Origin of the sequence: Pseudomonas sp. BF-R-30 (assembly GCF_019956175.1) — a bacterium.
Taxonomy (GTDB): domain Bacteria; phylum Pseudomonadota; class Gammaproteobacteria; order Pseudomonadales; family Pseudomonadaceae; genus Aquipseudomonas; species Aquipseudomonas jessenii.
In genome coordinates this window covers 1-24,692 of record NZ_JAHBDE010000034.1, presented here as the reverse complement: position 1 = coordinate 24,692, position 24,692 = coordinate 1, and the positions used below count along the sequence as shown (strand labels likewise).

Annotated in this window: 18 protein-coding genes, 1 tRNA gene and 2 pseudogenes; 12 read left to right on the top strand and 9 right to left on the bottom strand. The window is 60.3% G+C overall.

Features of this window, described 5'->3' with window-relative positions; genetic code table 11:
- The first annotated feature begins 49 nt into the window (after positions 1–49).
- Both KGB20_RS18680 and KGB20_RS18675 read left to right on the top strand, forming a co-directional pair.
- Positions 50–952 (top strand): zeta toxin family protein, encoded by a 903-nt coding sequence (locus tag KGB20_RS18680; RefSeq protein ID WP_223532836.1) that lies wholly within the window; start codon positions 50–52, stop codon positions 950–952.
- A gap of 100 nt (positions 953–1,052) precedes the next feature.
- Entirely contained in the window at positions 1,053–2,969 is a 1,917-nt protein-coding gene (locus tag KGB20_RS18675; RefSeq protein WP_154909074.1) for a PAS domain-containing sensor histidine kinase, read from the top strand.
- On the opposite strand, the gene KGB20_RS18670 is transcribed toward KGB20_RS18675, so the two are convergent.
- Positions 2,947–4,308, bottom strand: a complete 1,362-nt coding sequence (locus tag KGB20_RS18670; protein WP_154946446.1) for a cation:proton antiporter — start codon at positions 4,306–4,308, stop codon at positions 2,947–2,949. The two genes, KGB20_RS18675 and KGB20_RS18670, sit on opposite strands and share 23 nt — an antisense overlap.
- 199 nt (positions 4,309–4,507) lie before the next feature.
- Positions 4,508–5,662 (bottom strand): MalY/PatB family protein, encoded by a 1,155-nt coding sequence (locus tag KGB20_RS18665; RefSeq protein WP_154909072.1) that lies wholly within the window; start codon positions 5,660–5,662, stop codon positions 4,508–4,510.
- A gap of 289 nt (positions 5,663–5,951) precedes the next feature.
- Between KGB20_RS18665 and fdnG the strand changes: the two genes are divergently transcribed.
- The 7 genes from fdnG (at position 5,952) to KGB20_RS18630 (ending at position 15,046) form a co-directional block, all read left to right on the top strand.
- On the top strand, positions 5,952–9,017 hold the full coding sequence (gene fdnG / locus KGB20_RS18660) for a formate dehydrogenase-N subunit alpha (protein WP_154946445.1): 3,066 nt from the start codon (positions 5,952–5,954) through the stop codon (positions 9,015–9,017).
- Positions 9,018–9,953, top strand: coding sequence for a formate dehydrogenase subunit beta (gene fdxH / locus KGB20_RS18655; protein ID WP_057714811.1), 936 nt, complete (start codon positions 9,018–9,020; stop codon positions 9,951–9,953).
- The gene (locus tag KGB20_RS18650; RefSeq protein ID WP_154946444.1) at positions 9,950–10,615 is read left to right on the top strand and encodes a formate dehydrogenase subunit gamma; all 666 of its coding nucleotides are present in this window, start codon (positions 9,950–9,952) and stop codon (positions 10,613–10,615) included. The genes fdxH and KGB20_RS18650 overlap by 4 nt, the downstream gene beginning before the upstream one ends.
- Before the next feature lie 3 nt (positions 10,616–10,618).
- A complete protein-coding gene (gene fdhE, locus KGB20_RS18645) occupies positions 10,619–11,545 on the top strand; it encodes a formate dehydrogenase accessory protein FdhE (RefSeq protein ID WP_154946443.1) in 927 nt (308 codons plus the stop codon).
- 51 nt (positions 11,546–11,596) lie between these two features.
- On the top strand, positions 11,597–13,027 hold the full coding sequence (gene selA, locus KGB20_RS18640) for an L-seryl-tRNA(Sec) selenium transferase (protein WP_154946442.1): 1,431 nt from the start codon (positions 11,597–11,599) through the stop codon (positions 13,025–13,027).
- On the top strand, positions 13,024–14,931 hold the full coding sequence (gene selB, locus KGB20_RS18635; protein ID WP_154946441.1) for a selenocysteine-specific translation elongation factor: 1,908 nt from the start codon (positions 13,024–13,026) through the stop codon (positions 14,929–14,931). Before selA ends, selB begins: the two co-directional genes overlap by 4 nt.
- Positions 14,932–14,950: 19 nt before the next feature.
- A tRNA-Sec gene (locus tag KGB20_RS18630) sits at positions 14,951–15,046 on the top strand.
- A gap of 143 nt (positions 15,047–15,189) precedes the next feature.
- On the opposite strand, the pseudogene KGB20_RS18625 reads toward KGB20_RS18630, so the two are convergent.
- The 3 genes and pseudogenes from KGB20_RS18625 to KGB20_RS18615 form a co-directional block, all read right to left on the bottom strand.
- Positions 15,190–15,285, bottom strand: a pseudogene (locus KGB20_RS18625) (type II toxin-antitoxin system RelE/ParE family toxin); the annotation flags it as partial.
- On the bottom strand, positions 15,278–15,523 hold the full coding sequence (locus KGB20_RS18620) for a type II toxin-antitoxin system ParD family antitoxin (RefSeq protein WP_102670266.1): 246 nt from the start codon (positions 15,521–15,523) through the stop codon (positions 15,278–15,280). The pseudogene KGB20_RS18625 and the gene KGB20_RS18620, both read right to left, overlap by 8 nt.
- Positions 15,524–15,693: 170 nt before the next feature.
- The gene (locus tag KGB20_RS18615) at positions 15,694–17,013 is read right to left on the bottom strand and encodes an OprD family porin (protein WP_223473566.1); all 1,320 of its coding nucleotides are present in this window, start codon (positions 17,011–17,013) and stop codon (positions 15,694–15,696) included.
- 263 nt (positions 17,014–17,276) lie between these two features.
- On the opposite strand from KGB20_RS18615, the gene KGB20_RS18610 reads away from it, so the two are divergent.
- Positions 17,277–18,008 (top strand): hypothetical protein, encoded by a 732-nt coding sequence (locus KGB20_RS18610; protein WP_223473565.1) that lies wholly within the window; start codon positions 17,277–17,279, stop codon positions 18,006–18,008.
- Positions 18,009–18,491: 483 nt separating this feature from the next.
- Here KGB20_RS18610 and KGB20_RS18605 read toward each other — a convergent pair whose 3' ends face one another.
- Together KGB20_RS18605 and KGB20_RS18600 are read right to left on the bottom strand one after the other, a co-directional pair.
- Positions 18,492–19,982 (bottom strand): DUF1254 domain-containing protein, encoded by a 1,491-nt coding sequence (locus KGB20_RS18605; RefSeq protein WP_223473564.1) that lies wholly within the window; start codon positions 19,980–19,982, stop codon positions 18,492–18,494.
- Between the two features lie 110 nt (positions 19,983–20,092).
- Complete coding sequence (locus KGB20_RS18600) at positions 20,093–21,160, bottom strand: alpha/beta fold hydrolase (protein ID WP_223473563.1); 1,068 nt, start codon at positions 21,158–21,160, stop codon at positions 20,093–20,095.
- A gap of 290 nt (positions 21,161–21,450) precedes the next feature.
- On the opposite strand from KGB20_RS18600, the gene KGB20_RS18595 reads away from it, so the two are divergent.
- Together KGB20_RS18595 and gfa are read left to right on the top strand one after the other, a co-directional pair.
- Positions 21,451–21,960 carry a cupin domain-containing protein gene (locus KGB20_RS18595; protein ID WP_223473562.1) on the top strand — a complete coding sequence of 170 codons (510 nt, stop codon included), beginning with the start codon at positions 21,451–21,453 and terminating at the stop codon, positions 21,958–21,960.
- A 502-nt stretch (positions 21,961–22,462) separates the two neighbouring features.
- On the top strand, positions 22,463–23,041 hold the full coding sequence (gene gfa, locus KGB20_RS18590; protein WP_154909060.1) for an S-(hydroxymethyl)glutathione synthase: 579 nt from the start codon (positions 22,463–22,465) through the stop codon (positions 23,039–23,041).
- Positions 23,042–23,123: 82 nt separating this feature from the next.
- Here gfa and KGB20_RS18585 read toward each other — a convergent pair.
- A pseudogene (locus KGB20_RS18585) lies at positions 23,124–23,486 on the bottom strand (ATP-binding cassette domain-containing protein); the annotation flags it as partial.
- A 44-nt stretch (positions 23,487–23,530) separates the two neighbouring features.
- The gene (ctlX, locus tag KGB20_RS18580; RefSeq protein WP_154909059.1) at positions 23,531–24,487 is read right to left on the bottom strand and encodes a citrulline utilization hydrolase CtlX; all 957 of its coding nucleotides are present in this window, start codon (positions 24,485–24,487) and stop codon (positions 23,531–23,533) included.
- Positions 24,488–24,692 lie beyond the last annotated feature (205 nt).

The window sequence follows — 24,692 nt, the reverse complement described above, 5'->3', positions numbered from 1 at the left end:
TGGAACGGCTAGATATCACAACCCAATTCTTTGATAAGGAAATCAAGGTATGTCAGAAGCACCGAAATACAACTATTCCTCAGACGACGTGATCAAGGCGTTCGACGAGATCTACCCTACGCTCTTCGTCGGCAAAACTGCTGAAGCCACCCCAAAGTTGCTGATCACCGCCGGAGTGGAGGGCTCGGGCAAGACTTACTTGTTGGAAAAGAGCTTGCTGCCATCCGGGAATTACGGGAACTACATTCGACTGTACCTGCCCGAATATCGAAAAAAACACCCGAATTACGCCGACATGATCAAACCCGGCGTTTTGCACGCCTACGAACATACAGAAGCGTTTGCCAGGGAGCTCGGTGAGAAAATCTTCGCCAACGCGCTTTCTCAAAGATGCAACATCATCATGGAGTGCGCGTTCGATGACATCGGTTTTGCCGGATTGGCAACATTTGTTCCCGGGTATCAACTCGAAGTCCATGTCGTGGGCTGCAATCACGCGTTCGCCCATCTGTCCAGCATCAAAAGAACATTCTCCAGCCTGAAAAATCAGGAGTTGGAACGGTTTGTCAGCTATTCGAGACTCGAGAAGAGCATCAGTAACGCCCCGGCGGTTCTCGTTGCGTTCGAGTTCATCGCAAAGACGGTGAGCGGCTCGCAAATTTTCTTGTACGAGCGTGGTCTGGGCACGCTGAGCGAACGGGTACTGCGCGCTCATAGCGCCTATACCCTGGACGCAAATGGGAATCTGAACGAAGCTTCAACGCTGCAGCCATATGCCTACAGCGCCTATGACACAATCCTCAGGAGGTCCGTCTATTCGAGGGAGGAGCGTGACGAAATGGTCAGGGAATGTCATCTACAGCTGCTTAAAACCAGTCAATATGACAAACAGGTTCCCGATTTCGTCTACAACGAGCTTTATTCCTACATCACCAAATACGTGTATCGCTAAGCCAGGATTGCAGGCGATGAAGCAAACTGCCGCAGTCATGGCTTTCCAAATCGGCAGTTTGTCTCATACTCCAGAAAAACAATCATGACGCGAGAACTCAATGAGCGAGGATCGAAACAGGCCGAATACCGTTGAGGACAAGCGCTTTCGCCTGTTGATCGATGCAGTGATCGACTATGCGATCTACATGATTGATCCCGACGGCATCATTACCAGCTGGAACGCCGGCGCCAGGCGTTTCAAGGGCTACGAGGAGGCCGAGATCCTCGGTCAGCACTTCTCGCGCTTCTACACCGATGACGATCGCCGTGCCGGCTTGCCCCAGAGGGCACTGGACACGGCGATTCGTGAAGGGCGTTTCGAGGGCGAAGGCTGGCGGGTACGCAAGGACGGCACACATTTCTGGTGCCATGTGGTCATTGATCCGATCTTCGACCCGTCGGGCACGTTGCTCGGTTTCGCCAAGATCACCCGGGACCTGACCGATCGCAAAATGGCCGAGGAAATCCTCAAGCAAAGCGAGCAGCAGTTTCGCCTGCTGGTGCAGAGCGTTACCGACTATGCGATCTACATGCTTTCCCCGGACGGCCGGGTGAGCAACTGGAACCCCGGCGCCCAGCGCATCAAGGGTTACTTGCCGGAAGAGGTCATTGGCCGGCATTTTTCGATGTTCTACACCCCGGAGGATCGCGATGCCCGCGAGCCACAACGGACGCTGGATATCGCCGTTCGTGAAGGGCGCTTTGAAAACAAGGGCTGGCGGGTGCGCAAGGATGGTACGCGGTTCCTCGCCCATGTCATCGTCGACCCGATCTGGGGCGACACCGGCACATTGCTCGGTTTTGCCAAGATCACCCGGGACATCACTGAAGTCACCCAGGCGCAGCAGGCGCTGGAGCAAACCCGTGAGGCCTTGTTCCAGGCGCAGAAAATGCAGGCCATCGGCCAGCTCAGCGGCGGGATCGCCCACGACTTCAACAACCTGCTGACGGTGATCCTCGGCAATCTGGAAATCGTGCGCAAACGGGTGACGGATGACCCCAAAATAACCCGCCTGATCGACAACGCCACCCAAGGTGCCTTGCGCGGTGTATCCCTGACCCAGCGCATGCTGGCGTTTGCCCGACGCCAGGAGCTCAAGTCGGTACCTGTGCGGATACCGGCGCTGGTGGAAGGCATTTCCGGGCTATTGCGCAGCTCCCTGGGGCCTTCGGTGAAAGTCGAAACACGCTTTCCCGGGGATCTTGAACCGGTGATGGCGGACATCAATCAACTGGAACTGGCCGTACTGAACCTGGCGACCAACGCCCGCGACGCCATGCCCCACGGCGGGACCATCATCTTCAGTGCCAGGACCGAGGAGGTCACCGGCGGCGCCTCATCCCTGGCCGCGGGGCGTTATGTCTGCCTGAACATTGCCGATACCGGCGAGGGCATGGATGAAACCACACTGGCCTCGGCGATGGACCCCTTTTTTACCACCAAGGGCGTCGGTAAAGGTACGGGCCTGGGGTTATCGATGGTCCACGGTTTTATCGAGCAATTGGGTGGGCGCTTCATCCTCAAAAGCAACAAGGATCAGGGTACGACGGCCGAGTTGTGGTTGCCGGTTGCCACCCGGGGTTCGGTGGTTGAGCCTGTAGCGCAAACGCAGACCGTGGAAGTGCCCCGCCTGTGCGTACTGGTGGTGGACGATGACAGTCTGGTGTTGACCAGCACGAGTCTGCTGCTCGAGGACCTCGGGCACCGGGTCATCAGTGCGGCTTCCGGAGCCAGGGCGCTGGAGCTGTTCGGCAGTGAACCGGATATCGATCTGGTGATCACCGACATGGCCATGCCACAGATGAGTGGCGCGCAACTGGCCAACGCCATCAGGCTCATGCGGCCGAGCGTGCCGATCATCCTCGCCACCGGTTTTGCCGAACGCCTGGAAGGCATTGCCGCGCGTCTACCTCGTTTGTCGAAACCCTTTACCCAGCTCAACCTGGTGGAAGTCATTGCCTTGGCGATGAAGTGACGCGGCGGTTACGCCGTTCATAGCGGGCAAGCATCGGCTGGGTGCTGATGCCGTGGACCAGAATGCTCAGGGCCACCACCGAGAGCGTCAGGTCGGCACACACCGTTGCCACTGAAGGCAGCAGATCGTGGTTCAAGGCATAGAAAAGGTAGTAGAAACTCCCGATGCCGCGAATTCCGAACCAGCCAATCAACCAGCGTTGCGGGCCATTGAGCAGCGAACCCCATGGCATCAGCCAGACCGTCAGCGGGCGAATCATCCCGAACAGCACCAACGCGACCAGCAACGCCCGCCAGTCCCAGTGCGCGATCAGCACAATACCGAGCAAGGTGACCAGAAAAACCTCCATGGCCCGTTCCACCAGGCTGCCGAACGACAGCATGTCGCCCATCATGATCCCGGCGGCGACTTGCGTGTCTTCCAGGTGCTCCACATTGCCGAGCACGGCCGCCTCGGGTTCGACATGCTGATGACCGACCACCGCTTGAACCAGGTGTTCGGCCGGTGTGTGGGCGTCACTGCTTGTCCTGACCTCGGCCCGACGCAAGCCCAGGCCGGCGGCAAACACCGAGAGGAACCCGTAGCCGCCGATGGTTTCGGCCACGACGTAAGCCAGTGCGATCAAGGCCAGGGCAAGGTAGTCATTGGGGGAAAACGTGCTGTCGGCATTCTTGATGCGCATGAACAACGTCAGGTGACCAATACCACGCCCCATCCAGTAACCGGTCAGCAGTCCGGCGGGCACGCCCCACAACAGGCGCTTGAAAAACCAGTCATCCAGACCGCTGCCAAAGCTGCCGTTTTGCTGCAAAAACAACAGTCCCAGAATCACGAACGGGAAAGCGATTCCGTCGTTCAGTCCTGCTTCGCCCGAGAGCCCGAACCGCACCGGATCATCATCCTTGGCGTTATTGACCTGAACCAGCGAGGCCAGGACCGGATCGGTCGGCGCCAGTATCGCCCCGATCAGCAGCGACGGCCCCCACGCCAGTCCGAAAGCGAAATGCAGCAGCAGGCAGACGCCGACAATGGTCAGCACCATCACCGGTCCCGCCAGGACGAACGCCACTCGCCATCGGCGATCACGAAGAGGAGGTCGCAGCTTGAGCCCGCAGACAAACAATGAAAACAGCACCGCGACTTCCGTCAGGTGTTCGATCCAGAACGCTGCCTCCTTGATATCCAGCCTGAGCATACCCAGGCCCGCCGGCCCGATGGCGATGCCCAGGACCAGGCACACCGCCGAAGTGGTGACCGGCATCCAGCGCAGGTACGACGAAGTCAGTGCCAGGGTCAGCAACACCGCGCCCAACACCGCCACCCAGGCAACGAAACTCATGGCTCAGATCCCGAAACAACCGTCAGTGCAGGGCTATAGGCTGTTGAGCATTGAAGGGCTGCATCGGTTCAATTATTACCTGCAGGAGTGAGCCTCCTCGCGATAGTGCCGTGTCAGGCAACATCATTGCCGACTGACAGGACGCCATCGCGAGCAGGCTCACGCCCACAAGGGGATAGGCCATGGCTGGAGGGGCGGGTCAGGCCTTGAGATGGCGCAAACTGCGTTCCATCCGCGCAATGCCTTCTTCCAGCAGCGACCGTGGGCAGCCGAAGTTCAGGCGCACGAACTGTTTGCAGCCATTGCCGAAGTCCAGGCCGGCGCTCAAACCCACCTTGGCCTGTTCGAGGAAAAACTGCTGCGGGTCGTCCAGCCCCAGTGCCGTGCAGTCGAGCCACGCCAGGTAGGTGCTTTGCGGCAGGTTCATGGTGATGCCCGGCAGGCGGGTGTGTACGGCCTCGGCCAGGTAATCCCGGTTGCCTTGCAGGTAGACCTTCAGCTCGGCAAGCCATGGTGCGGCTTCGCTGTAGGCGACGCGGGTGGCTTCCATGCCCAGCGGATTGACGCTGTCGACCATGCCGCAACGGGCGTGGTTGACCTTCTCGCGCAGGTGGCGGTCCTGGATGATCATGAACGAGGTCTTCAGGCCGGCGATGTTGTAGGCCTTGCTCGCCGACATCAAGGTGATGGTGCGCTGGGCGACCTGCGGGCTCAGGGTTGCCATCGGAATGTGCTGGCGACCGTCGAAGCACAACTCGGCGTGGATCTCGTCGGAAATGATCCAGGCATCATGCTCAAGGCAAATGTCGGCAATGGCTTGCAGCTCTGCCCGGGGGAAGGCCTTGCCCAGCGGGTTATGCGGATTGCTCAGCAGCAGTGCGCCACCACCTTGCAGCGATTGGCTCAGGGTATCCAGCGGCGTGGTGTAGGTGCCGTCGGCTTGCGCATCGAAATTCAGTTCGACCTTGTTCAGCCCCCAATGCCCGGGCGCATGACGCAGCGGTGGGTAGTTCGGCACCTGCACAACGACATTCTGTGGCGCCTGCACCAGTGCCTTCAGTGCCATGTTGAAGCCGGACTCGACGCCCGGCAGGAAAATCAGCTCCTGGGGCTCGACGCGCCAGGCGTACTTGTTCCAGAGGTCGGCAACGATTGCCTCGCGCAGGTCATCCTGGGCCACGCTGTAGCCGACCATCGGGTGTTCCAGTCGTTTTTGCAGGGCCTGGATGATCATCGGCGGCGCGGCGAAATCCATGTCGGCGACCCACATCGGCAACACATCGGCGGGGTAGCGGCTCCACTTGGTGCTGCCGGTGTTGTGGCGGTCGAACACCTGATCAAAATCGAAAGTCATGCGGGGTCTCGTAACGGCAGGTTGGTTATGGCGCCATGATAAGCGCCAACCCCCTGTAGGAGCGAGCTTGCTCGCGATGGAGTGTCAGTCGACACTCACTCAGCTGATACACCATCGCGAGCAAGCTCGCTCCTACAGTGGGTAGTGTCTGGAGGGCCGACGGTCGGCTGTCATGGTGAATTCGACAGCATTGACTACAGTTTGTAGTGTCGGCAGCCAGACTGCCCAGACCGTGGTTGTTCGAAAAAGCCCGGCCATGTACCGGGTTCCACCTGATCAGGAGTGCACGATGGATCTCAGCCGTCGTCAGTTCTTCAAGGTCGCCGGCATCGGCCTTGCAGGCTCTAGCCTGGGTGCGTTGGGCATGGCCCCGACGCTTGCCTTTGCCGAACAGGTGCGTCACTTCAAGCTCGCCCACACCCATGAAACCCGCAACACCTGCCCGTATTGCTCGGTCGGTTGCGGCTTGATCATGTACAGCCAGGGCGATACGGCGAAGAATGTCGCGCAAAACATCATCCACATCGAAGGTGACGCCGACCACCCGGTCAACCGCGGCACCCTTTGCCCTAAAGGCGCAGGCCTGCTGGACTTCATTCACAGCCCCGGTCGCCTGCAATACCCGCAGGTGCGCAAACCCGGCAGCACCGAATGGACCCGCATCTCCTGGGATGAAGCCCTCGATCGCGTCGCCGACCTGATGAAGGCCGACCGCGACGCCAACTTCATCGAGAAGAACGCCCAGGGCCAAACGGTGAACCGCTGGCTGACCACCGGTTTCCTCGCGGCATCGGCGGCGTCCAACGAAGCCGGCTACATCACCCACAAGGTGGTGCGCAGTCTCGGCATGCTGGGGTTCGATAACCAGGCGCGTGTCTGACACGGCCCGACGGTGGCAAGTCTTGCCCCGACGTACGGCCGTGGTGCCATGACCAATACCTGGACCGATATCGCCAACGCGAATCTGGTCCTGGTGATGGGCGGCAACGCAGCAGAAGCGCATCCGTGCGGCTTCAAATGGGTGACCGAAGCCAAGGCGCACAACAAGGCGCGGCTGATCGTGGTCGACCCGCGTTTTACCCGGACCGCCTCGGTGGCCGACTATTACGCGCCGATTCGCACCGGCACCGACATTGCCTTCATGGGCGGGCTGATCAATTACCTGCTGACCGAGGACAAGATCCACCACGAATACGTGCGCAACTACACCGACGTGTCGTTCATCGTCAAAGCCGGCTATGGCTTCGAGGACGGGATCTTCAGCGGCTACGACGCGGCCAAGCGCCTTTACACCGACAAGTCCGGCTGGGGCTATGAACTCGGTGAAGACGGTTTTGCCAAAGTCGACCCGACCCTGCAGGACCCACGTTGCGTCTATCAGTTGATGAAGCAGCATTACAGCCGTTACACCAAGGAACTGGCGAGCCAGATCTGCGGCATGCCGGTCGATGCAATGCAGAAAATCTGGGAGGAGATCGCCACTTGCTCGATACCGGGCAAGACCATGACCATCCTCTATGCCCTGGGCTGGACCCAGCACTCGATTGGCGCGCAGATGATCCGCAGCGCGGCGATGGTGCAACTACTGCTGGGCAACGTCGGCATGCCGGGCGGCGGCGTGAACGCCTTGCGCGGGCACTCCAACATCCAGGGGCTGACCGATCTGGGCCTGTTGTCCAACTCACTGCCGGGCTACCTCACGTTACCCGGCGATGCCGAGCAGGATTACAACGCCTACATCGTCAAGCGCACGCAAAAACCCTTGCGCCCGGGGCAACTGTCCTACTGGCAGAACTACGGCAAATTCCACGTCAGCCTGATGAAAGCCTGGTACGGCGCCAACGCCACGGCCGAGAACAACTGGGCCTACGACTACCTGCCGAAACTGGACATTCCCCAATATGACATCCTCAAGGTGTTCGACCTGATGGGGCAGGGCAAGGTCAACGGCTACATGTGCCAGGGTTTCAACCCCATTGCCGCATTGCCCGACAAGAACCGGGTGACGGCGGCGCTGGCCAAGCTGAAATGGCTGGTGGTGATGGATCCGCTAGCCACCGAGACCTCGGAGTTCTGGCAAAAGGTCGGGCCGTATAACGACGTGAACAGCGCCGACATCCAGACCGAAGTCATTCGCCTGCCCACCACCTGCTTTGCCGAAGAGGACGGTTCGCTGGTCAACAGCAGCCGCTGGCTGCAATGGCACTGGAAGGGCGCCGACGGACCGGGTGAAGCGCAGACCGATATCCGCATCATGAGCGAGCTGTTCATACGTCTGCGTCAGCGTTATCAGGCCAATGGCGGCAAATACCCCGACCCGATGCTCAAACTGTCGTGGCCGTACAAGATCCCCGAGGAACCTTCACCGGAAGAGCTGGCCAAGGAAATCAACGGCTCCGCCACCACGGACTTCACCGACGCGACGGGCGCGGCGATCAAGGCCAATGCGCAACTGGCCGGGTTCGGCCAGCTCAAGGATGACGGCAGCACGGCGTCCGGTTGCTGGATTTTCTGTGGCAGCTGGACTGAACTGGGCAACCAGATGGCGCGGCGCGACAACAACGACCCGTACGGCATGCACCAGCATCAAGGCTGGGCCTGGGCCTGGCCGGCCAACCGGCGGATTCTCTACAACCGCGCTTCGGCGGACCTGCAAGGCAAGCCGTGGGATCCGAAAAAACGCCTGGTGTGGTGGAACGGCAAAGCCTGGGCCGGCACCGATGTGCCGGACTACAAGGCCGATGTGCCGCCGGAAGCGGGGATGAATCCGTTCATCATGAACCCCGAGGGCGTGGCGCGATTCTTCGCCGTCGACAAGATGAACGAAGGCCCGTTCCCCGAGCACTACGAGCCGTTCGAGACGCCGATCGGCATCAACCCGCTGCACCCGCAAAACAAGAAAGCCACCAGCAACCCGGCGGCGCGGATCTTCGATTCGGTGTGGGATTCCCTCGGCGTGGCCAAGGATTACCCGTACGCCGCGACCAGTTACCGGCTGACCGAGCATTTCCACTTCTGGAGCAAGCATTGCAAGCTCAACTCGATTACCCAACCGGAGCAGTTCGTCGAGATCGGCGAAGTGCTGGCCAAGGAAAAAGGCATCGTCGCCGGCGACCGGGTGCGGGTCAGCAGCAAGCGTGGCTTCATCGAAGCAGTGGCGGTGGTGACCAAGCGGATTCGCCCGTTGCAGGTCAACAACCAGGTGGTGCACCAGATCGGCATTCCGTTGCACTGGGGGTTCACCGGCCTTACGCGCCACGGTTACCTGACCAACACCCTGGTGCCGTTCCTCGGCGATGGCAACACCCAGACCCCGGAATCCAAGTCATTCCTGGTCAACGTGGAGAAAGTCTAAATGGCCAGCCAAGACATCATTGCCCGCTCGGCCACCACCACACCTGCGCCCTCGGTGCGCGGCATGGAGGAAGTCGCCAAGCTGATCGACACCACCAAATGCATCGGTTGCAAGGCCTGTCAGGTCGCCTGCTCGGAATGGAACGAGTTGCGTGACGAGGTCGGCCATAACCATGGCACCTACGACAATCCTCAGGATCTCACCGCAGAAACCTGGACATTGATGCGCTTCACCGAGCACGAGACCGACGCCGGTAACCTGGAATGGCTGATCCGCAAGGATGGCTGCATGCACTGCGCCGAGCCCGGCTGCCTGGCGGCATGCCCCAGCCCGGGGGCGATCATCAAGCACGCCAATGGCATCGTCGATTTCGATCAGGATCATTGCATCGGTTGTGGCTATTGCATCACCGGGTGTCCGTTCAACATTCCACGGATCTCGCAAAAGGATCACAAGGCCTACAAATGCACCTTGTGCTCTGACCGGGTGGCGGTAGGGCTGGAGCCGGCCTGCGTGAAAACCTGCCCGACCGGTGCCATCGTGTTCGGCTCCAAGGACGACATGAAGGAACATGCGGCCGAGCGTATCGTCGACCTCAAGAGCCGGGGTTTTGAAAACGCCGGCCTGTACGACCCCGAAGGCGTTGGCGGTACCCACGTGATGTACGTGTTGCACCACGCCGATACGCCAAGACTGTACGCCGGCTTGCCCGATCACCCGGCGATCAGTCCGTTGGTAGGGCTGTGGAAGGGCATCAGCAAACCCCTGGCACTGTTGGCCATGGGCGCGGCGGTGCTGGCCGGGTTCTTCCACTACGTGCGCGTCGGTCCGCAAATCGTCGAAGAGGATGAACATCCGGAGCCGCCGGACAACGCCGTGCACGAAGTCGATCCATCGGTGCACACCTTCGATCCCCGAGGGGAGGGCAGGCCATGAGCGACAAGACGATCCTGCGCTACACCAGCAACCAGCGCACCAATCACTGGCTGGTGGCGATTCTGTTCCTCATGGCCGGGTTGTCCGGGCTGGCGCTGTTCCACCCGGCATTGTTCTGGCTGAGCAACCTGTTCGGCGGCGGGCCATGGACGCGCATCCTGCACCCGTTCATGGGCGTGCTGATGTTCGTGCTGTTCCTCGGCCTGGTGTTTCGCTTCTGGCGCGCCAACTACTTCATCGCCAATGATCGCCTGTGGCTAAGGCGCATCGACCGGGTGATGAAAAATGAAGAGGAGGGCGTCCCGCCCATCGGCAAATACAACCCCGGGCAGAAGCTGCTGTTCTGGACTTTACTGCTGTGCATGCTGGTGCTGTTGTTCAGCGGGCTGGTGATCTGGCGTGCGTACTTCAGCGAGTATTTCGGCATCACCACCGTACGCTGGGCGATGTTGCTGCATGCGCTGGCCGGTTTCGTGCTGATCCTGAGCATCATCGTGCACATCTATGCCGGCATCTGGATCAAGGGTTCGGTCAGCGCCATGTTGCACGGCAGGGTCAGCCGCGGCTGGGCCAGGAAACACCACGAACTCTGGTATCGCCAAGTGACTCAAGATGAGACCCGCGACGAAGCGCCCAAACGACCGATCACCAAAAAGGGCTGACATTTGCCAACCATCCTTGAACCCGGAGAAATCGAAGCGGCGGCCAGTTCGCCGCCGTTTCTGTACATGCCACCGCATAACCTGTTCAGCCTGCGTGGCCAGCGCCTGGAAACGCTGGCCGAAGGGCACCCGATGGCCGATTACCTGCGCCTGATCGCCGGGTTGTGCCGGGTGCAGCAACAAGTGCTGGACGACCCGCCGCCAAGCGACCCCCTTGACCGACAACGCATCGAGTTGTGCCAGCAACACGGCTTGCCACCGTTCGCGGCCGACAGCCTGGCGCGCGAAAACGATTGGCAGCCTTACCTCGATGCCTTGCTGCAGTGCTATAGCGCGCCGTCACAATCCGCCGTGGCCGATGCCGTGGACACCTTGCGCCTGGCCGGTGCCGGGCAACGTCGTGCCTGGGCGGTGGCGCTGGTCAGTGGTCAGTATTCGCTGGTGCCGGCGGCGCTGGTGCCGTTTCTCGGTGCGGCGCTTCAAACAGCCTGGAGCCACTGGCTGTTGAGTACGCCGAACCTCGCGCTAACTCCCGGCGACAGCCTCAGCCAGTGCCCGGCCTGCGGCTCGCCGGCCATGGCCGGGGTCATCCGTCATCGCGGCAAGCACAACGGCTTGCGTTACCTGGTCTGCTCGCTGTGTGCCTGCGAGTGGCATGTGGTGCGGGTAAAATGCGTGTATTGCGAACAGAGCAAGGGCCTGGAATACCTCAGCCTTGAAGATGATCGCCATGCCGCCAACCAGGCTCCGTTGCGCGCCGAAGTCTGCCCCGGTTGCAACAGTTATCTGAAGTTGCTCTATCTGGAGAACGATGCGGACGCCGAAGCGTTGTCGGCAGACCTGTCCAGCCTGATGCTCGACATGCGCCTGACCCAGGACGGTTATCAGCGTCTGGCACCCAATCTGTTGCTGGCGCCGGGAGACGAGTAACCGCAGCGTCTACACTCTGGCGCGAGGGTCATTCGTTTTCAGGAGCGCCAGATGTCTGCACGCAGTGCCAGCCAACCCTTGCGTCTACCTTCCATCGACAGTTTGTTGCGTCACCCGGCGTGCCGGCCGTTGGCCGAGCGCTATGGACGCGACGCCTTGCTGGGCGCCTTGCGGCTATTGCTGGATGAACTGCGCGAAGGCGTACGGCAGGGTTTGCTCGAACCTGTGGAAGTCAGCGCCGACGTGCTGGCGGGCAGGGTCGGCGAGCGATTGGCAACCGAGCATCGCAGCCATGTGCGTCGGGTGTTCAACCTCACCGGCACGGTCTTGCACACCAATCTCGGCCGGGCGTTGTTGCCCGAGGAGGCGATTGAAGCGGTGCAAATGGCCGCGCGCTATCCGCTCAACCTCGAGTTCGACCTGCGCAGCGGCAAGCGCGGAGATCGCGACGACCTGATCGAAGGCTTGATCCGCGAATTGACCGGCGCCGAAGCGGTGACCGTGGTCAACAACAATGCCGCAGCGGTGCTCTTGACCCTCAACAGCCTGGGCGCGCGCAAGGAAGGGATTATCTCCCGGGGCGAACTCATTGAAATCGGCGGTGCCTTCCGCATTCCCGACATCATGGCCCGCGCCGGGGTGAAGCTGGTTGAGGTCGGCACTACCAACCGCACCCATGCCCGTGACTACGAGACTGCCATCGGCCCGCGTAGCGGCTTGATCATGCGCGTGCATGCAAGCAACTACAGCATTCAAGGCTTCACCACGAGTGTGGCGACGGCTGAACTGGCGCAAATTGCCCACCAACATGGATTGCCGTTGCTCGAAGACCTCGGCAGCGGCAGTCTGCTGGACTTGACCCGCTGGGGCTTGCCGGCAGAGCCGACGGTGCGTCAGGCCCTGCTCGATGGCGCGGACATCGTCACCTTCAGTGGCGACAAACTGCTCGGCGGACCACAGGCCGGATTGATTGTCGGCCGCAAGGAATTGATCGCCAGGATCAAGAAAAACCCGCTCAAACGTGCACTGCGTGTCGACAAAATGACCTTGGCGGCCCTGGAAGCCGTGTTGGGTTTGTACCGAAACCCGGACCGATTGGCCGAGCGTTTGCCGAGCCTGCGCCTGTTGACCCGGCCACAGGCCGAGATTCTCGCCCAGGCCGAGCGCTTGCGGCCGGCGCTTGCCCAAGTGCTGGGTGACGGCTGGAGCGTCAGTGCCATGCCGGCACTGGGCATGATCGGCAGCGGCAGCCAGCCGGTGGCGAGGCTGGCCAGCGCAGCGCTGTGTCTGCGCCCGCTGACGTCCAAGCGCTTGCGCGGACGCTCGTTGTTGACGCTGGAAGAAGCCTTTCGCGACTTGCCGATTGCGGTCCTGGGGCGCATCGACGATGACGCCCTGTGGCTGGACCTGAGGCAACTGGACGACGAGCCGGCATGGCTGGCACAACTCGAACAATTACAGGTGGAGGGCCGGGCAGGGTGATTGTCGGCACCGCAGGGCATATCGACCATGGCAAGACAGCGCTGCTCCAGGCGCTGACCGGTCAGGCGGGTGACCGGCGCCGCGAAGAGCGTGAGCGCGGCATGACCATCGACCTTGGCTACCTGTATGCCGAGCTGGAGGCGGATGCGCAGCTGACCGGATTCATCGACGTTCCCGGCCATGAGCGCTTCACCCACAACATGCTGGCCGGAGCGCAGGGCATCGATCTGGTGTTGCTGGTGGTGGCCGCCGATGACGGGGTGATGCCGCAGACCCGCGAGCACCTGGCGATTGTCCAGTTGCTGGGCATCCCCCGGGCACTGGTGGCGATCAGTAAGTGCGACCGGGTCGACAGCGCCCGGGTACAGATCGTGCGTGAGCAGGTCCGTACCTTGCTGGCGCCCGGAGCGTATGCCGATGCGCCGCTGATTGCGCTGTCGAGCGTGACCGGCGAGGGCATCGAAACCCTGCGCCAACAATTGCTGCAAGCCCAGCGTGAAGTACTGCAGCGCAGCACTGAAGGCGGTTTTCGCCTGGCGATCGATCGGGCTTTCAGCGTGGCCGGGGCCGGTATCGTGGTGACCGGCACGGCACTGTCCGGCCAGGTCGCGGTGGGCGATACCCTGCTGTTGGGGCCACAGGGCAAACCGGTGCGCATTCGCGGCCTGCACGCGCAAAACCAGGCCGCCGACCACGCTTTCGCCGGCCAGCGCGTGGCCTTGAACCTGAGTGCCGAACGGCTGGCCCTGGAACACATCCATCGCGGCCACTGGTTACTCGCCGAAGGCCTGTATGCGCCCACCCGGCGCCTGGACATCGACATGCAACTTCTGGCCGGCGAACCCCGGGCTTTCGAACACTTTCAACCGGTGCACGTGCACCTCGGCACCCAGGACGTGACCGGGCGCGTCGCCTTGCTGGAAGGCACCAGCCTGGCGCCCGGTGGACGGATGTTTGCGCAACTGCTGCTCAACACAGCGGTGCATGCAGTGAAGGGTGATCCGCTGATCCTGCGTGACCAGAGTGCCCAACGAACCCTGGGTGGCGGCCAGGTGCTCGATCCGTTTGCCCCGGATCGGCAACGCCGCAGCCCCGAACGTCTGGCGCAACTGGGTGCGCTGGCGAACAGTGCCGGGCTGGAAGATGTTTTGCCGGCGTTGCTGGCCCACAGCGACACCGGACTCGATCCGCAGCGCCTGGAGCGGCAGTTCAACCGACCGCGCAGCAGTTGGGTGTTGCCCGCTGACGTGCGCCTGATCGATACCCGTCAAGGCCCATTGCTGTTCAGTGCAAGTCGCTGGGAATCCTTGAAAGCGCCCTTAGTGGATCAGCTCGCGCATTTCCATCAACTCGAACCGGATCAGATGGGGCCGGACCGGGATCGCTTGCGTCGATTCATCGGCAGCACGCTGGAACGCCCAACGTTTATCAGCCTGCTCGACGAGTTGTTGGCCAGCGGAGACATCGCCAGCAGCGGCCCGTGGTTGCACCTGCCCGAACATCAGGTGCGCTTGAGCGAAGAGGACGAAACCCTGTGGCTACAATTGCAGCCGCTATTCGAACAGGCCGGATTCGACCCGCCCTGGGTGCGCAACCTGGGACATGACGAAGCCACCGTCCGTGCATTGCTACGCAAAATGGCGCGCCTGGGCTTGATGCACCAGGTGGTGCGCGACCTGTTTTACACCGACAGCATGATTCGCCGATTGGCGGCTATGCTGTTGCAACTGGCGGACGCCAACCCGGTGATTCAGGTGACGGCGTTTCGTGATGCGGTGGGCCTGGGGCGCAAGCGCAGCATTCAGATACTGGAGTATTTTGACCGTGTCGGCCTGACCCGGCGCTTTGGCGATCGTCGGCAGATTCGCCTGGACAGTGCGCTGGCCCAGCGAAATGAGCTTTGATTCAGAGGCAATCATTCAAGGAAGGCAATCGCGCCCGGTGGCGCGGCCGGGCTTCAAACCCGGTTGGGGACGGCATCCGTTCCCGGGCAGGTTCGACTCCGGCTGCCTTCCGCCAATCAACCCCACACGTTCTGACTCAACTGAATCCCCTGTGGGAGCGAGCCTGCTCGCGATGGCAGTTGGTCGAAGCAACACATTCGTCCAGTTTTTACACGGGGGTTGTGAAATGGATCGTCAGAAATTGCGCTGCGCTTCCATGCGATTGGCCTGATCCAGGCCCCACTGGCGAGCGGTATAACTCCAGATTGCCTCAAGGTCACCCTCTGCGGCAGGCGTCAGACGATATTCAGCCATGCGCGGTTAACATTCTCTGTTTGAATGCAACAGGATCGAATGGGCGAGGCTTTCCGCTGGACTCACCTTCCCGAAGGGCGGAACGGATCGTTTCGAGTTCAGCGCTGCGCTCCTGTTCACGACGGATCAGATCGCGAATGTATTCGCTGTCGTTGGTGTAATGACCCGCTTCTATCTGCGCTTTGATCCAGTTGTCTTGCTGGTCAGTCACGGTGATGGTTTTTCGTACGGTTCCCATGAATGGGCCTCCACGGAGATGGTCGACTGCGTGCAAGCCATCATACTATTGATGCGGTTTCGAGCAGCCGGGGCACTATTGCAAACCTTCCAATCCGAACAGAATTTACAGCTTTGCGGCAAGCCCGCTCCAACAATTGAATACATTCCAAACATTGCCGCGTGGTTTGCTCAGAACTCCAGCGGGTACTCAATCACTACATATATCCGGTCTATGTCATCACCCGCCTGCGCCTCATTGGCCCGATGCGAAACGTGTGACACCTGTACCGACAGGTCCTTCGCCGCCCCCGTTTGGACGATGTACTTCAAATCAATGTCCCGTTCCCAATGCTTGCCGCCATCCCCTTGTTGCGGCACGAAGGTGCCGGTCGCCGGGTCGAACGGGTTGTAGGCCCCGCCTTGTGGTGCATGGGTGCCGTCGATCTGGTCGCCGGTGACGTAGCGGGTCATGAACTTCAGGCCGGGTATCCCGAAGGCAGTCAGGTCCAGTTCGTAACGAACCTGCCAGGAGCGTTCGTGGGCGCCGTTGAAGTCGGCGTACTTGATCGAGTTGGCCAGGTAGATGGAATCGCCACCGACGAAATCGAATGGCGTATCACCGTCGACTTTCTGATACGCCAGGGTGAAACCATGGGCGCCCAGCGCGTATTTACCGGACAGGCTGTACGCCGTGTTGTCGATGGCGCCGGCCAGCGCCTGACCACTGTCCCTGGTGTGATAGAGGTTGGCGTCGAGGAACATCCCGGACTGTTTGAAGTGCAGGTTGCCGTAGTACTGATGCCAGGTGTCGGTCAGATCCGAGGCATACAGGGCGCCGCCAACCGGGCTTTGGGTAAACAGATCGGCGCCGACAAACGAAATGCCGCCGGCCTCGGTATTGGCGCCATAACCGAAAAAGTTGCCCTTGCCTGAAGCACTGTCCTGATTCTTGAATGCCGTGAAGTGACCGGCTTGCAGGTTCATGCCGTCGATTTCGCGGTTGTTGAGCAGAAAACCTGTGGCGTACTCCGGCTGCAGGCGTTTGTCCGCGGTATCGAACACCGGGGATTCGACCTCCATTTCGCCAAACGCCAGGGTGGTGTTCGATGCCTTGAGCTTGATCGCGCCGCCACCGCTGGAGTAATTGCTTTCGCTACGACCGTCACTGCCCACGGGCAGCAGACCGGTTCCGGAATGGCCTTTGCCACCGTCGAGTTTCAATCCAGCAAAGGCATGGGCATCGAGACCGAAACCAACTGTGCCCGGCGTGAAACCGGATTCAAAAGCGCTGATAAAACCTTGAGCCCATTCGGCTTTGTAGTTTTTTCCGGTCGGTGAGGGGGATCGATAGTCGCTGTTCAGATAAAAGTTTCGACTGAGCACGCCAAGGGTTGAGCCCTCGAAAAATCCTTCTGCGCCTTGCACCGATTCCTCGGCCGGTGCGTGGTTGGCCAGCAGGCAGAAAAACAGGGCAATAGGCGCCCTGAAGTCTTGCAGGGAAAGGATCATCAATGGGTCACCAAAGGGGCAGGGTTATGCCAGGTTCTGCCTTTGCAATGGCCATGACACTGTCCTTACGGGGGGGAGTGAGGTGGTCATGGTTACGTAGATCGGGTCGGGAATATTGAATCGATGTGCTGTCTTTGATGCCTGGTGCGCAAAGTGCGCTAGAACCCCAATTGGGCTGTCCATCGGCACGGCCCTGCAAGCGGTCGGCTATCGATTATTCTGGTAATGAGGCAAGCGCTGCCGGCCGAGGAGGGGACGCAATCATGTCTGCACAGGATCGAGAACTGCTGGACCAGGTGCTTGCCGCCCATGGCGGCCTGGTGCGCTGGAACAGTTTCAATAAGGTCTGCGCCACGATCGTCACCGGCGGCTCGCTCTGGGGCATGAAAGGGTTGACCCAGGACAGCGCGCCACGCCAGATGACCGCGTGGCTGCATGAACAAAGAGCCTCGGTGAAACCCTTCGGCGCACCGGAGCAATTCACGGCCTATACGCCGAACCGAATCGCCATCGAGAATACCGCGGGCAAGGTGATTGCCGAGCGCCATGCGCCCCGGGCATCCTTCAAGGGCCATGGGGAACACACGGCGTGGGACCCGTTGCACCGGGCCTACTTCAACGGTTATGCGATGTGGTCCTACCTGACCATGCCCTTCCTGTTCACCTTGCCGGGCGTAACCAGCGAGGAAATCGAGCCACTGCAAGAGGGGGCCGAACTCTGGCGGCATTTGCGGGTGCACTTTCCCGACAGCATCGCAACCCACAGCGCCATCCAGGACTTCTATTTCGGCGATGGCTTTCTGCTGTGCCGCCACGACTACAACGTCGATGTGAGCGGCGGCATGCCCGCAACCCAACTGGTTGGTGACTACGTCGAAGCCGACGGATTGCGCATGCCGGGCAAGCGGCTAGCCTATCGACGCAAGATCGATGGGCAGGTCAACAAGGAGGCGTTGCTGGTGTCGATCGACTTGAGTGAGATCCATTACTCGTAGCAAAAGTCGTGTCTGGCGTAAACCGGCGGAGCGCGAAGCCAGCCATCGTGTCCTGTGGGAGCGAACCTGCTCGCGATAAGGCCGGCACATCCAGCATTGATACTGGCTGACACTCCGCCATCGCGAGCGAGCTCGCTCCCACCTTTGTTTTGTGGTGTGACAAGCATTTGTGGGCGTCACTGAAACCTGTGGGAGCGAGCTTGCTCGCGATGAGGCCGGCACATCCAGCATTGATACCGGCTGACACTCCGCCATCGCGAGCAAGCTCGCTCCCACCTTTGTTTTGTGGTGTGACAAGCATTTGTGGGCGCCACTGAAACCTGTGGGAGCGAGCTTGCTCGCGATGAGGCCGGCACGTCCAACATTGATATCGGCTGACACTCCGCCATCGTGAGCAGTCTCGCTCCCACAGGGTTTAGGGGGGATTCCATGCCGCCAAAATGAAGTGAGCGCCACCCGGACGCTCATTTTTTCAGATCCTGTTCATTTGGTTTTCACCACCGCCGGTGGGGTCCAGTCACCGTCGAGGACATCGGCTTGCGGCCAGTAGGCGCGGATGTACAGCGAGAATTCGGCACCTTTGGGCGAGGGCAGCCAGTTGCTTTCCTTGTCCTTGCCCGGTGATTCACTTTGCACGTAAATGGTCAGCGAGCCGTCAGGATTGGTTTGCAGGGATTTGTTCTTGGTGCCGATGGAGTAACGCTTGAGCTCGTTCGGCGAGAAGAAGTGCTGTTCGTTGTACAGCGTCAGCGACCAGAACCCCCTGACTGGCGGCAGCTTGCCTTTGGCGAACGTGACGCTGTAGCCGTACCGGCCGTTGAGGCGCAGGCCGTTCTCATCCAGGTCCTGGTAGAAGTATTTGGTCTCTTTCTGCTGGTTCACGAATATGTTCGAACGCGCGACGGCGGTACGGGTGAAATAGTCGGTGCCGAACGCTGCACCGTTGCTCACGGTGCTCCAGTGATTGGGCAATTGCAGACCGTAGTTGCGGAACTGCAACAGCGGGTCGATCACTTCGCTGTCGGCCTTTTTCGCCTCGTCGATCATCGCGGCGCGAAGTTGCGGGTCGGCCTTGGCGATAGCCGCGAGGGCGGCCATTTGCGCGTAGCGGGCTTCTTCCCCCGGCAATGGCTTGGCGTCCTTGAGCAGGGCCGGCAGCTCATCGAAGAACTTCTCCGGCACCACCCACCTGGTTTCGGCATTGCCTTCAGAAGCCTGGGCCGGGAATTTCGGCAGCCTGGCCCAGTTGCGCTTCTTCATCTTGCCGTCGTATTGCGACAGCGGGTACATGTCGATGCCCGACAATGCGGGTTGCACAGCCTGACGATCGGCGGCGGTATCGTCCTGAAATACCCGAGGGATCACGAACCCGGTGTTCGTACGCGCCCGGTACACCCGCTTGATGCCGGGCGGCACCTTGCCGTTCCAGTCCGGGCCGACCAACAGGTAGAAACCCGGTTGGGTGTTATACATTTTGCCCATCTCGACGAAGCTGTCCGAACGCAGGTCCACCACCTGATACACCCAGAATCGGCCGTCGAAGTCCGGCACTTGCAGCACCACCGGCTCAATGTCCAGGGCGATGCTGCCGGCGCCGTACACCACGTCCTGGTTCGGACAGGCCACCAGCCGCTCGGCCGGGTCGATGTAGTCGCTGAGCATCGACAGCCGATTGATCGGGGCCACGGGTACGATGCCGCCCATCAAGCCGGGTTCCGGCAAGTTCTTGAAGGCCTGGCGACGATTGAAGATATTGGCCATCGGCCAGGCCCAGAAATACGCCTCGCGCGCCATCATGCGCACATACGGTTCGGTTACTTTGGTGCCGGCGACAGGGCCTGAGACAGGGCTGGCGACCGGAGCGGCAACAGTGACTTGCGCTGCGTAACCCGGCGTACTCAACAGGGCTGCGGTTGTGACCGTACTGGCGAAAGTCAAGGCGAGGAGGGCATGACACCGGGGTAAACGATTCATGAAGCGTCCTTACTTGTCGGCAGTCACCGAATGCAGGTGATTCGCTCTCAAGATAGCTCATCCTTTACCCCAGTGCTGTTCAGCGCAGGCGCGAGGGCCTCAGATCGACCTCAAAGATGATCGGCATCAATCACCGCCTTGGCGAACGCCTGCGGATCTTCCTGCGGCAGATTGTGGCCGATGCCACCATTGATCAACCGGAACTCGTATTTGCCGGTGAAGCGCTTGGCATAGTCTTCAGGCGCCGGGTGCGGTGCGCCGTTGGCATCGCCTTCAAGGGTGATGGTTGGCACGCTGATGGACGGCGCCGTGGCCAGTTTCTGCTCCAACGCTTCGTACCGACTTTCGCCCTGGACCAGGCCCAGGCGCCAGCGGTAGTTGAACACGGTGATGTCGACATGGTCGGGGTTGTCCAGCGCCTTGGCACTGCGGTCGAAGGTGGCGTCATCGAACGCCCATTTCGGCGAGGCCAGTTGCCAGATCAGCTTGGCGAAGTCATGGGTGTTCTTCTCGTAACCGGCGCGACCACGGTCAGTGGCGAAGTAGAACTGATACCACCACTGCAATTCCGCCTTGGGTGGCAGCGGGTTCTTGCCGGCCGCCTGGTTGCCGATCAGATAACCGCTGACCGAGACCAACGCCTTGACCCGTTCCGGCCACAGTGCCGAGACAATGCCGGCCGAACGCGCACCCCAGTCGTAGCCACCGAGCACCGCTTGCTTGATCTTCAGGGCATCCATGAAGTCGATGACATCACTGGCCAGTGCAGCCGGTTGGCCATTGCGCAGGGTTTTGTCGGACAGGAAATGCGTATCGCCATAACCCCGGGCATAGGGCATCAGCACCCGATAACCCTTGGCGGCCAGCAACGGCGCAACCTCATCATAGCTATGAATGTCGTACGGCCAGCCGTGCAGCAGGATCACCACCGGCCCGTTGACCGGGCCTGTTTCTGCGTACGCCACGTCCAGCAGCCCGGCGTTGACATGCTTGAGCGGGCCGAAGGGCGAGGGCGCCGCCTGGGTGGTACCGGCAGGGGCCACGGCTGGCTGCGCGGTGGCGGCCGTTTGCGCGTGAGCCGCACCGAGCACGCCGAACAGCGTCAGCGCGAGGATCGAAGGGCCGACCAGGTGGCGGCGAGTCTTGCCGGATTTGCTGTTGCGCAGTGCCATCTTCATGGGATGTCTCCATTACCAGCCGTGGGTCAGGGGTTCCGTCCGAACCCCTTCAAACCTTACGTGCATTCAAGCGCGGCAACGTATCTGGCCTGTGTCCAATTGCAGGCCGGATGAAAGTCTGTGTATCGAGGTGTCACGCCGATACACTGTGATACACAACAGGTCAGACACTGGAGGGGGGCCAGGATCAGTATGAAGGCTAACTCGACTAAAGCACTATTTAGTCGAGTTATGTTGGCAAATGCTTCGATTATGCCAATAAAGTTGCGATTTAAAGACAGGGAGACAAAATGAATCCAAGCACCACGAAAATTGCAGAGCTGATCAAAACCCTGGCCCTTGAGCCCCATATCGAAGGTGGTTTCTTCCGCAGAACCTACCAGTCGGACGACCAGAACATGATTCTGACGTCCGCTGGCCAACGGCATTGCATGACGTCGATTTTCTATCTGCTGACCCAGGACGCTCCAATAGGTCATTTCCATCTGAACCGGTCAGACATCGTTCATTACTATCATCTGGGCGATCCGATTCAGTACACGCTGATTTTTCCGGACGGCGCATTGAAAACCATTGTGATGGGTCACGACGTTCTCGCCGGACAATGCTTGCAACTGCATGTGCCCGGTGGCATCTGGAAAGCTTCGCAGGTGATGCACGGTGCAGCAGGATTCGGCTTGATCAGTGAAGCGGTTACGCCAGGCTTTGATTTCGCGGATATGGAAATGGGTGACCGGCAAAAGCTCGGTCAGCAGTTTCCTGAGCATTGGCCATTGATCGAAAGGCTGACGCGAGGATGAGGTGGTAGCTTGCTTCAAGATCTGTGGGAGTCGGGCCAATCTGGTCACATCTTATTACGTGTAATGTATATTATGTTAAATGCTGTATTAAAGCAGATCCCCGCCTCAGTTCTGAGGTCCCCAGCTCTAGCTCTCCGAACCAACTCTTTGAATTCTCGCGAACTGATTTGTAGATTTGCCATCGATGCTTCAGACATTAAGTTTTCGTGCTCACCCTGCGATGTGTCTGAAGCAATATCGTCGCTGGATCAGTGGGAATCCACGAGCAATAAGAAACCGCTTGCTACCCGGTTTTCAGGGCGTCTTTGAACTATGATTTTCTCTGGGATACCGGAGGCGACAGCCACTCTTTCTCCCCGTGGTCGCTTGGCCCAGGCGATCTTCGGGTCGATAAATCCAAAGGCGTCGAGGGTCGCACCCTGTTGCCGAAGATGTTCCAGGATGCGATGAGGTGCACGGCCCAAGGCACTTTCGTCTGACACCCTGAAACGGAGAAGCCAACGTGAACACCTTGAATCTTCACCCTGCACTGGACAATGGTATCCAGCCTGCCGCTGCGAATTTCACAGGAGGCACCCTGCAATGCCTGTGTGCGACCGACAAGGTCGAGGTCAAGATCGACGCACAAACCCTGCATAACCACGCGTGCGGCTGCAGCAAATGCTGGAAACCGCAAAACGCGATATTCGCTGTCATTGCCGTAGTACCTCGGGATAAGGTCAGCGTCACTGCCCACGGTGAAAAACTGGCAATTGTCGACGAAACCGCCACCATTCAGCGGCACGCCTGCAAGCAGTGCCACACCCATCTCTTCGGGCGCATCGAGAACAAAGACCATGCATTTTATGGTCTGGACTTCGTCCACACCGAGCTCTCTCCCCAACGTGGATGGGCTGCGCCGAGCTTCGCGGCGTTCGTGTCGTCCATCATCGAAACCGGCACACCGCCAGCGCAAATGAAGGCCATCCGTGAGCGCCTGCGCTCGATCGGCCTGGAGCCCTATGACTGCCTGTCCCCGGACTTGATGGACGCACTGGCGACTCATGTCGCCAAACAGAAAGGCCTGCTCCCCGCCGCCTGATTGATCGGCCGCCGCGGTTTCTTCGTCGGACCGCGGCCCCGACATCCCAAAAAAACACTTCCCGCACACTGGGCGCGACAGGTTACTTCAGACTACCCGACAAAAACTGTTTCAACCGCTCGCTACGGGGCTGTTCCAGCACAGCGCTCGGCGCCCCCTGCTCCTCCATCCGGCCCTGATGCAGGAACATGACGTGGTTCGACACCTGCCTGGCAAACGCCATTTCATGGGTGACCACCACCATTGTCCGGCCCTCTTCGGCAAGCTGCTGCATGACTTTGAGCAGCTCACCCACCAGTTCGGGATCCAGCGCGGAGGTCGGCTCATCGAACAGCATCACCTGGGGCTCCATGGCCAGCGCGCGGGCGATAGCAACGCGCTGCTGCTGGCCGCCGGAAAGATGGACCGGATACTGGCTTTCAACCTTGGCTGGCAGACCTACCTTGATGCGGACATACAGGGGTTGCCGCCAGCTGCGATCTTTTTCGGTTAGTGATCCAGGTCGCTGATAGTTGCAAGGCAGGCACTGCCCCCCTGCCTGGGCAGGAATACCTCGGCCAACATGCAGCGCGCGCTGCCGCCACCGATGCGCTCGATGGTGTCGATGTTCACCGGCAACGGCGTGGTGTGAGCTTCGATCAAGCGACGCTGATTGGCGTCCAGTGATTGCCAGGCTGTGCGCGACATCACCAGCAGCGGCTCGCCCGCTGCGCTGTGCACTTCCAGCATGTTGCCGGCAAAGGACTCCAACTGCTCCCAGTTCAAGGCGATGACCTGTTTGCCGCTGGTTTCGAGCCGTTCACGCAGCGCCGTACGTTCACCCGAATGGGGCAAGGACGCCAGGCAAGCCACCGCCAGGCGGGTGCCAACACTCATCATCACATTGGTGTGATAAATCGCCACGCCCTGGCGATCCACCGCGTTGAACGCACAGAGTTCATAGCCCAAATGGGTGACCAACTGATCCAGGGCCTGGGCGTGGGTGCGTGTGGAATACCCGGCGTAGCAAATCCGCTGTTGCCGATCCAGGACCATGCTGCCGGTGCCCTCCAGGAAAACCTCCTGCTCTTCGAGGCTGGACAGGTCTAGCAACTGCTCGACCCGGTATTCGCCCAGCAGCCCGTCGAGTACACCTTTGTCCCGCTCCAGTCGCCGGTTGTGGCCCTGCATCGGATACAGCACCAAGGTGCCATCCGGGTGGCTGCTCCACCAGTTGTTGGGGAAGATCGAGTCCGGGGTATGGGGCGCTTCTCGATCGTTATGCACCAGGACTTCAACGCCGTGCCGACGCAACGCGGCGACATAGCCATCGAACTCGGCAAGGGCCTTGAGTTGAACGTCTTCAGCAACGGTTGCCGGACGCTGGAAGCGGTTGTTCGCCGCCGTGTCCTGATTGAAGGAGAAACGTGTCGGGCGAATCATTAAAACCGTATTGGTGGTTTGCATGGGCACAGACTCAATGAGGGTCGAGAGAGGCTCATTGTCTGTTTCGAGGTGGGAAAAACCCGGTTGATAACAGCTGTTGCGCTGATGAAAACGGCTGAAGATTCTGACCCCTTCAGCCGATTCGGTGAACAACACAAAGCAAATGTGGGAGCGGGCTTGCTCGCGAAGGCGCAGGGTCATCCAACATCAATGTCGACTGACACAC

Coding starts and splice junctions, on each gene's coding strand:
- selA (WP_154946442.1), top strand. CDS start 11,597: ATGTCTGCACGCAGTGCCAGCCAACCCTTGCGTCTACCTTCCATCGAC.
- KGB20_RS18610 (WP_223473565.1), top strand. CDS start 17,277: ATGTCTGCACAGGATCGAGAACTGCTGGACCAGGTGCTTGCCGCCCAT.
- KGB20_RS18620 (WP_102670266.1), bottom strand. CDS start 15,523: ATGGGAACCGTACGAAAAACCATCACCGTGACTGACCAGCAAGACAAC.
- KGB20_RS18675 (WP_154909074.1), top strand. CDS start 1,053: ATGAGCGAGGATCGAAACAGGCCGAATACCGTTGAGGACAAGCGCTTT.
- ctlX (WP_154909059.1), bottom strand. CDS start 24,487: ATGCAAACCACCAATACGGTTTTAATGATTCGCCCGACACGTTTCTCC.
- KGB20_RS18650 (WP_154946444.1), top strand. CDS start 9,950: ATGAGCGACAAGACGATCCTGCGCTACACCAGCAACCAGCGCACCAAT.
- KGB20_RS18600 (WP_223473563.1), bottom strand. CDS start 21,160: ATGAAGATGGCACTGCGCAACAGCAAATCCGGCAAGACTCGCCGCCAC.
- KGB20_RS18665 (WP_154909072.1), bottom strand. CDS start 5,662: ATGACTTTCGATTTTGATCAGGTGTTCGACCGCCACAACACCGGCAGC.
- KGB20_RS18680 (WP_223532836.1), top strand. CDS start 50: ATGTCAGAAGCACCGAAATACAACTATTCCTCAGACGACGTGATCAAG.
- KGB20_RS18605 (WP_223473564.1), bottom strand. CDS start 19,982: ATGAATCGTTTACCCCGGTGTCATGCCCTCCTCGCCTTGACTTTCGCC.
- KGB20_RS18595 (WP_223473562.1), top strand. CDS start 21,451: ATGAATCCAAGCACCACGAAAATTGCAGAGCTGATCAAAACCCTGGCC.
- KGB20_RS18670 (WP_154946446.1), bottom strand. CDS start 4,308: ATGAGTTTCGTTGCCTGGGTGGCGGTGTTGGGCGCGGTGTTGCTGACC.
- fdxH (WP_057714811.1), top strand. CDS start 9,018: ATGGCCAGCCAAGACATCATTGCCCGCTCGGCCACCACCACACCTGCG.
- KGB20_RS18615 (WP_223473566.1), bottom strand. CDS start 17,013: ATGATCCTTTCCCTGCAAGACTTCAGGGCGCCTATTGCCCTGTTTTTC.